Annotated in this window: 7 protein-coding genes and 1 pseudogene; all 8 read left to right on the top strand. The window is 64.5% G+C overall.

All coding sequences use genetic code 11. The features are described 5' to 3' along the window. Positions 1 to 1039, top strand: a 1039-nt coding sequence (locus RMQ73_RS03030; protein ID WP_310496511.1) for a lytic murein transglycosylase, incomplete at its 5' end; no start/stop codon positions are given. Between the two features lie 76 nt (positions 1040 to 1115). Beyond that, a complete protein-coding gene (locus tag RMQ73_RS03025) occupies positions 1116 to 1916 on the top strand; it encodes a septal ring lytic transglycosylase RlpA family protein (protein ID WP_310496510.1) in 801 nt (266 codons plus the stop codon). A 20-nt stretch (positions 1917 to 1936) separates the two neighbouring features. Continuing rightward, positions 1937 to 3115: a D-alanyl-D-alanine carboxypeptidase family protein gene (locus tag RMQ73_RS03020; RefSeq protein WP_310496509.1), complete on the top strand. Its 1179-nt coding sequence runs from the start codon at positions 1937 to 1939 to the stop codon at positions 3113 to 3115. After that, positions 3115 to 3726, top strand: coding sequence for a dTMP kinase (gene tmk, locus RMQ73_RS03015; RefSeq protein ID WP_310496512.1), 612 nt, complete (start codon positions 3115 to 3117; stop codon positions 3724 to 3726). Before RMQ73_RS03020 ends, tmk begins: the two co-directional genes overlap by 1 nt. After that, a pseudogene (locus tag RMQ73_RS03010) lies at positions 3723 to 4205 on the top strand (DNA polymerase III subunit delta'); the annotation flags it as partial. The gene tmk and the pseudogene RMQ73_RS03010, both read left to right, overlap by 4 nt. Positions 4206 to 4286: 81 nt before the next feature. Next, positions 4287 to 4688: a hypothetical protein gene (locus RMQ73_RS03005; RefSeq protein WP_310496513.1), complete on the top strand. Its 402-nt coding sequence runs from the start codon at positions 4287 to 4289 to the stop codon at positions 4686 to 4688. A 51-nt stretch (positions 4689 to 4739) separates the two neighbouring features. Beyond that, positions 4740 to 6287 (top strand): methionine--tRNA ligase, encoded by a 1548-nt coding sequence (gene metG / locus RMQ73_RS03000; protein WP_310496508.1) that lies wholly within the window; start codon positions 4740 to 4742, stop codon positions 6285 to 6287. Then, positions 6287 to 6817 (top strand): TatD family hydrolase (locus tag RMQ73_RS02995; RefSeq protein ID WP_310496507.1); only part of this gene is annotated, 531 nt, incomplete at its 3' end. The genes metG and RMQ73_RS02995, both read left to right, overlap by 1 nt.

The raw sequence follows: 6817 nt of genomic DNA, 5'->3' as shown, positions 1-6817 counted from the left end.
CTTTGGCACAAGATATACGATGCGTGTGTTCCTTGCCCTGCTCCTGCTCCTCCTGCCATCGCTGGCCCATGCCGATGAAGGCGCAGATGCGCTCGCCTTCAACCTGTGGCTGGCCAACTATCGCGCCGACGCCATCACGCGCGGCATCAAGCCGGAATGGCTCGATGCGGGGCTGGCCGGTGTGACATTCCAGCCGCGCGTCATCGGCCATGACCGTACCCAGCCGGGCAGCGCCGGGCGGCCGCGCACCTTTCCCGAATATCTTGCCGGCAAATTCCACGGCGACCGCATTCCCGCCGGGCAACGCCGCTTTGCCGAACATCGCGCCGCGCTGATGGCCGCCGAGCAGGCCTCGGGGGTGCCGGCGGCCACCATCGCGTCGATCTGGGGCATTGAATCCAGCTATGGCCGCGTGATCGGCACCTTCGACCTGCCATCGGCGCTGGCGACGCTGGCGTATGAAGGGCGCCGGCGCGCGCTGTTCACGGCCGAGCTTGATGCAGCTGTGAAGATGGTCGGCGAAGCGCATGCCACGCGGGCGCAAATGCGAGGCAGTTGGGCCGGCGCCTTTGGCCAGACGCAGTTCCTGCCCACCAGCTATCTGCGAAACGGCCGGGATGGTGACGGTGATGGCCGTGTCGATCTGTGGAACAGCCTGCCCGATGTGTTTCAGTCCATTGGCGAATATCTCAAGCAAGCCGGCTGGAAGCGCGGCGAGACCTGGGGTTTTCGTGCCATTGTGCCAGCAGGCGCAAATCGCGCCGATCTGGCCGCCGCCGATGTGCCGCAGCGCTGCGTGCAACCCATCAGCCGCCACAGCCGGCTCATGACCGCCAGCGAATGGCGCGCGCGCGGTTTTGTGGCGGTCAACGCCGCTTGGCCGGACGATAATGCGCTGATGTCGCTGATCGAGCCGGACGGGCCGGGGCAGGGCGCATTCTTGGTGACGCAAAGCTACCGGGCCATATTGGGTTACAATTGCTCCAATCTTTATGCCCTGTCCGTGGGGCTGCTGGGTGACGCCATTGCGGCGCCCTGACCGGCTGATCGCGCTTGGCGCGCTTTTGCTTCTGGCAGCGTGCGGGGGCAGGGCCGATCGGCCTGCGCCGGCTGCCGTGTCGGCACGTCCGGCACTGGGCGGCACCGTCAAGATCGGCAAGCCCTATCAAGTGTTCGGCGTCTGGTATTATCCGTCCGACGACCGCGCCTATGACGAAAAGGGCGTTGCCAGCTGGTATGGGCCGGGGTTTCACGCCCTGAACACCGCCAATGGCGAGCGGTACAACCAGGATGACCTGACGGCGGCGCACAAGACGCTGCCGATGCCGAGCTGGGTCGAGGTGGAGAACATCGACAATGGCCGGCGCCTGACCGTGCGCGTCAATGACCGGGGGCCGTTTGTGGCGGGCCGCATCATCGATCTGTCGCGCGCATCGGCGCAATTGCTGGGCGTGGACCGCCCCGGCACGGCGCGGGTGCGGGTGCGGCGGGTGTTTCCGGACGGCGCACAGGCCATGGTGATGGCGCCTGCGGTTGCGGCGGCGCCGTCCTTGCCCGTGGCTATGCCAGTCCCGCCCACAGTCGCTGCAACCGCCGCCGTGCCGCCTGTTATCACGGTCGCGCTGCCAGCCAGCGTCACGTCAGCAACGTTGCCCGCCGCCGCCCCGGTTGCTCCTGGAGCGATCTTTGTGCAGGTGGCCGCTCTGTCCGATCCGGGGCGTATAGCCTGGCTGAAGGGCTATCTGTCGGTTTTTGGCCCGGTCGTGACCGAAACAGCGCCGTCGGGCCTGACGCGGGTGCGTCTTGGGCCATATTCGGATGCAGCGTCCGCTGGCGCCGCGCTGGCACAATTGCGCCGTGCCGGCTACAACGATGCGCGCCTGATTCCTGCCGGCGGTGCCGCTCCCAAACCATGAGCCAGAGAGTAATTCATTCCATGCGTGTTCTGATTTTCGCCCCCCTGACTGCTGCGCTTGTGCTGCTTGCCCCGATGGCCGTTCAGGCCCAGGCGCCTACCGCTGCGCCTTCCTATCAGACAGCAGCGCCGCGCGCCTATATGAAGGATATGCAGACCGGCGCCGTCCTGTACGCCAAGGACGCCGACAGCCGGATGCCGCCGGCTTCGATGGGCAAGATGATGGGTGTGTATGTCGCCTTCAAGCTGCTCAAGGCCGGCGAAGCCTCGATGGACCAGAAGATACTGGTCAAACCCGAGACGTGGCGCGCGTGGCACAGCCAGGGTTCGACGATGTTCCTGTCGCCGGACGAACAGGTCAGCGTCGAAAACCTGTTGCACGGCATCGTCACGCTGTCAGGCAATGATGCCTGTGTCGTGCTGGCCGAGGGGCTTGGCGGCACCGAGGCCAATTACGTGGCGCTGATGAACCGCGAGGCGCAGCGGCTGGGCATGAAGAACAGCCATTTTGCCAACACCAGCGGCTGGCCCGACCCCAATGAGTATGTGACCGCGCGCGATCTCGCCATTCTGGCCGAAGCCACGATCCGGGACTTTCCCGATCTGTACAAGCGCTTCTATGCCAAGGAAAATTTCACCTGGGGCAAGACCATGGGTGCCGGGCAGGATATCACCCAGCCCAACCGCAATCCCTTGCTCGGCAAGATCGCCGGTGCCGATGGCCTGAAGACCGGGCACACCGACGAAGCCGGCTATGGCTTCACCGGCTCGGCGGTGCAGAACGGGCGGCGGCTTGTCATGGTAGTGGCCGGCCTCGAATCCTTCGGCCAGCGGGTCAGCGCGTCGGTTGACTTCATGAACTGGGGGTTCGCCGCGTTCCAGAACGTGCCGGTGGGCAAAAAGGGCCAGGTGCTCGGCAAGGTCGCAGTTGCTGGCGGCGCCGACCCGCTGATCGATGCCGTCGCACCGCGCGACCTGTTCGTGACGCTGCCACGCGGTTTCGCCATGGAGCGCAAGGTCAGCGTGGCCGCAGTGCCAGGCCTGACAGCGCCGTTGAAGGCCGGTCAAAAGGTCGCCGATCTTGTCGTCACCATGCCGGGCCAGGCGCCGCGCCGGGTGCCGCTGGTCACGGCCGTCGCCATCGAGGAAGCCAGCATGTTCCGCCGCGCCTGGAACTGGCTCACGGGCCTGTTTGGTTGATGCCGGGCCGCTTCATCACGCTGGAAGGCGGGGAGGGGAGCGGCAAGTCCACCCAGGCACGCCGGTTGGCGTCGCATTTCGTGGCGCTGGGCCATGAGGTGGTGCTGACACGTGAACCCGGCGGCACAGCTGGCGGCGAAGCGGTCCGCGACCTGCTGGTCAACGGCGCGCCGGATCGCTGGACGCCATGGGCAGAGGCGTGCCTCATGAACGCATCGCGGGCCGAACATGTGGCGTTGGTCATTCGTCCGGCGCTAGCTGCGGGCGCGACGGTGATTTGCGACCGATTTGTCGATTCCACGCGCGCCTATCAAGGTGCTGGCAAGGGACTGGCCGATGACGATCTGAAGGCGCTGCACGCGATGGCGTGCGGCGGGCTATGGCCGGATATCACGCTGGTGTTCCACATCGACCCCGGCGTTGGTCTGGCCCGGACACAGACACGCGCCGGCGGCGAAGGCCGCTTCGAAGCCCATGACAGCGCCTTTCATGCCAGAATCGCGGCGTTTTTCGATGCTTTGTCCGTGATGGAGCCGGCCCGCTGTCACCAGATCGACGCCAGCGCCGATGTCGACAATGTGTTCCGCGCTGTGTTGGCGCTGATGCCATGATGATCGGCCATGACGAGCAGGTTGCCGCGTTCAAGGCGCCGTTCATGGGCGACAGGCCGCAACACAGCTGGCTGTTGGTTGGTCCCGAAGGCTTGGGCAAAGCACTCTTTGCCCGGCAAGCTGCCGTCTGGCTGCTCGCAGGATGCCCGGATGTGCCCGGTTTAGCCGTCCCCGACGATGACCGCGCCGCCCGATTGATGGCCGCCGGCTCCCACCTCGATTATCGTCTTGTCGCCAGAGAGGAAAGCTCGACCACCGGCAAGCTCCGCTCGGAAATTGTCCTGCCCCAGATCGTGCGGCGCAAGGAAACCGTTGGTCAACCCTTGCGCGAATTTTTGCAAGGAACGGCATTGCTGGGCAAGCGCCGCGTGGTCGTGGTTGACGCCGCTGATGACATGAACAAGAACGTAGCCAATGCATTGCTGAAGAATCTTGAGGAACCAGGCGAAGATACGATATTCCTTTTGATCAGTCATTCCCCCGGACGCCTGCTGCCGACAATCCGATCGCGGTGCCGGATACTGCGGTTTCATCCTCTGCCAGATGCGCAGGTCGCGAGCTTGCTCGATGATGTGGATGATGATGATGACCGTGCTGCCTTGATCAGTCTGGCGCAGGGATGCCCCGGCCGCGCCTTGCGTTTTGCCGAGCCGGGTATCGGGGCGCTGTTCGACGATATGGCGGCATTGGCAAGCACGGGGGCAAAGCCGGGGGCCGCGCTGCGTCTGGCCAAGTCGCTGGCGGGCAAGGCCGGGGCAGGACGATACGAGGCCTTTCTCGAACGCGCGCCGGCAATGCTGGCACAGGCCGCACGGCAGCAGCGCGGACCGGCGCTGGGCGCGGCGCTCGCCGATTGGGAGGCTGCGTCGAAGCTGGCAGCCGATGCGCTGCCGCTGAACCTGGTTGCCGAGCAGGTGGTGTTCGATCTTGCCATGAAACTGGCTGCAATCGGCGCGCGCTGAGCCAAATCGCCCTGTTGCACTGCGGCAGGGATTGCCGCATTTGCTGCGGTTATGTCGAAGCCATTTTATATCACCACAGCCATCGCCTATCCCAACGGCCGTCCGCACATGGGCCATGCCTATGAAGCGGTTACCACTGATGTCATCGCCCGTTTCAAGCGTCTCGATGGGTTTGACGTGCGGTTCCTGACCGGCACCGACGAACACGGCCTCAAGATCGACCAAGCGGCACGGGCGGCTGGGCAGGAGCCCAAGGCCTATGTCGATGCCATGGTGGAGCCGTTCCGCGCGCTTGATGATCAGCTTGGCATCAATTTTGACCGCTTCATTCGCACCACCGACACCGATCACAAGGCGCTGGTGCAGGAACTGTGGCGGCGCATGGCTGCCAATGGCGACATGTATCTTGGCCGCTACGAAGGCTGGTATTCGGTGCGCGACGAGGCCTATTACGACGACGCAGAACTCGTCGATGCCGTGGATTCCGCCGGCAATCCGGTGCGCCTCTCGCCGCAGGCCACGCCGGTGGAATGGACAGTCGAGGAAAGCTGGTTCTTCCGGCTGTCGGCCTATCAGGACCGGCTGCTGGCGCTCTATGATGGCCAGCCCGACTTCATTCAACCTGTCAGCCGTTTCAACGAGATGCGAAGCTTTGTTGCCGGCGGACTTTCGGATTTGTCGGTCAGCCGCACATCCTTTTCATGGGGCATTCCGGTGCCCGACGGTGCTGAAACCGGTCCCAGCCATGTGATGTATGTCTGGCTCGATGCGCTGGCCAATTACCTGACTGGCGCTGGCGGGCTTGACGGCCAATGGTGGCCGGCGGACCTGCATGTCGTCGGCAAGGATGTCGTGCGGTTCCACACTGTCTATTGGCCGGCGTTCCTGATGTCGGCGGGCCTGCCTTTGCCGCGCGCCGTGTTCGGCCATGGCTTTCTGCTCAACCGGGGCGAGAAAATGTCCAAGACGCTCGGCAATGTCGTCGATCCATCGGAAATGGCGACCCGGTTCGGTGTCGACCGGCTGCGCTGGTTCCTGTGCCGTGAAATCGCCTTTGGCGATGATGGCAGCTATTCCGACGAGGCGATCATCGAGCGCACCAACGCCGACCTGGCCAATGGCATCGGCAATCTGGCCCAGCGCAGCCTGTCGATGGTCGCCAAGAACCTCGGCGGCATCGTGCCAGCGGCGCAAGGCGAGGGCGGCGACAGCGAAGCGGCCCTGCATGCCAGCTTCACCGCGCTGACGCAGGCCTATTTCGCAGCGATGAATGCCTGGGCTTTGCACAAGGCACTGGAGGCGTTGATGGGCCTCGTGTCGGCTGCCAACGGCTATTTTGCCGAGAACGCGCCATGGGCGCTGGCCAAGACCGATACTGCCCGCATGGCGCAGGTTCTGCGTGCCACCATGGATGCGACGCGCCGCATCGTGCTGCTGGCGCAGCCGTTCATGCCGGAATCGACATCGCGGCTTCTTGATCAGCTCGGCGTGGCGCCAGATGCACGTGATTTCAGCGGCTTCAACACAATTGTTGCGGCTGGCACCCAGCTTCCGGCGCCCGAGGGCGTGTTTCCGCGTCTGACGCCCGAGCCTGCTTGATGCTGATCGACAGCCATTGCCACCTCAACTACCCCGGGCTGGTCGAGGATCGCCCCGGCGTGCTCGCCCGGGCCCGCATCGCCGGCGTTTCGGGCTTTTTGGGCATTTCGACACGCCGCAACGAATGGGATGCGGTCATCGGCCAGGCTGATGGCGAAAAGGACGTTTGGGCAACGGTCGGCATCCACCCGCACGAGGCCGATCTGCATCCCGACACCGATGCCGCAGCCCTGATCGATGCCGCCGGGCATGGCCGGGTCATCGGCATAGGCGAAACCGGTCTGGATTATTTCTACGACAAGTCCGATCGCGGCCGGCAACAGGCCAGCTTTCGCAGTCATATCATGGCTGCACGGGCGACGGGCCTGCCGCTCATCGTTCACACCCGCGATGCCGAAGCCGATACGCTGGCGCTGCTTCGCGAACCCGGCGAAGGGGAATTGCGCGGCGTCATCCATTGCTTCACCGCCAGCCAGGACTTTGCAGAGCAAGCACTTGGCTTGGGTTTTTACATCTCGCTGTCGGGAATC

Origin of the sequence: Sandarakinorhabdus sp. (assembly GCF_031430775.1) — a bacterium.
Taxonomy (GTDB): domain Bacteria; phylum Pseudomonadota; class Alphaproteobacteria; order Sphingomonadales; family Sphingomonadaceae; genus Sandarakinorhabdus.
Note: the sequence above shows the minus strand (reverse complement) of the source record. Positions and strands in the feature narration are given on the sequence as shown.

What these genes read in the sequence shown, in the direction of transcription:
- tmk (WP_310496512.1), top strand. Translation starts at nt 3,115, where the DNA reads ATGCCGGGCCGCTTCATCACGCTGGAAGGCGGGGAGGGGAGCGGCAAG.
- metG (WP_310496508.1), top strand. Translation starts at nt 4,740, where the DNA reads ATGTCGAAGCCATTTTATATCACCACAGCCATCGCCTATCCCAACGGC.
- RMQ73_RS03020 (WP_310496509.1), top strand. Translation starts at nt 1,937, where the DNA reads ATGCGTGTTCTGATTTTCGCCCCCCTGACTGCTGCGCTTGTGCTGCTT.